The sequence below is a fragment of the Cupriavidus sp. CuC1 genome, from assembly GCF_044627735.1.
GTDB lineage: Bacteria > Pseudomonadota > Gammaproteobacteria > Burkholderiales > Burkholderiaceae > Cupriavidus > Cupriavidus ulmosensis.
Genome location: NZ_JBIUHC010000454.1, coordinates 1 through 554, shown reverse-complemented (window position 1 = coordinate 554; position 554 = coordinate 1). Strand labels below are relative to the sequence as shown.

At 60.8% G+C, this 554-nt stretch carries 1 protein-coding gene; it reads left to right on the top strand.

The window, feature by feature from the left end:
* Positions 1–6: 6 nt before the first annotated feature.
* Positions 7–554, top strand: a 548-nt coding sequence (locus ACGLHR_RS52175; protein ID WP_400104020.1) for a transposase DNA-binding-containing protein, incomplete at its 3' end; no start/stop codon positions are given.

The following is a 554-nucleotide window of genomic DNA, read 5'->3' as shown; positions in this document are numbered from 1 at the left end:
ATAGCTGTGACTGAGACCGATGACCTCGACGATTGGGCTAGCAACGAGTTTGGCGCTGCGGAATTGGGCGACGCCCGGCGGACCCAACGGCTGGTTGCGCTGGCGCGGCAGTTGGCACAAAGCCCGCATTGTTCGTTCCCGCAAGCTCTCGACAGCGCGCAGCTCAAAGCTGCATATCGCTTCTTTAGCAATGAGGAAATCGATAGCGACGGCGTGCTGAGTTCGCATGTCGCGCAGACGCTGGGCCGGATGCGGCAGGTGCCTGTGGTGCTGGCTGTCCAGGACACCACCGAGTTCAACTTGGCGCATTTGCCCGAAACCACGGGTCTGGGCCTTGGCACAGGAGGCAACAGGCATGGATTTCTGATGCACAGCCTGCTGGCTGTCACGCCCGACGGATTGCCCCTTGGGGTGTTGGGCATGAAGACCTGGGTGCGCGACCCGGAGGAAGCGGGCAAGGGGAAGCAGCGCAGGAAGCGCGATATTCGTGACAAAGAGAGCGTGAAATGGCTGGAGGGCCTTGAGCGACTGGAAACGCTTAAAGTGCAATGTCC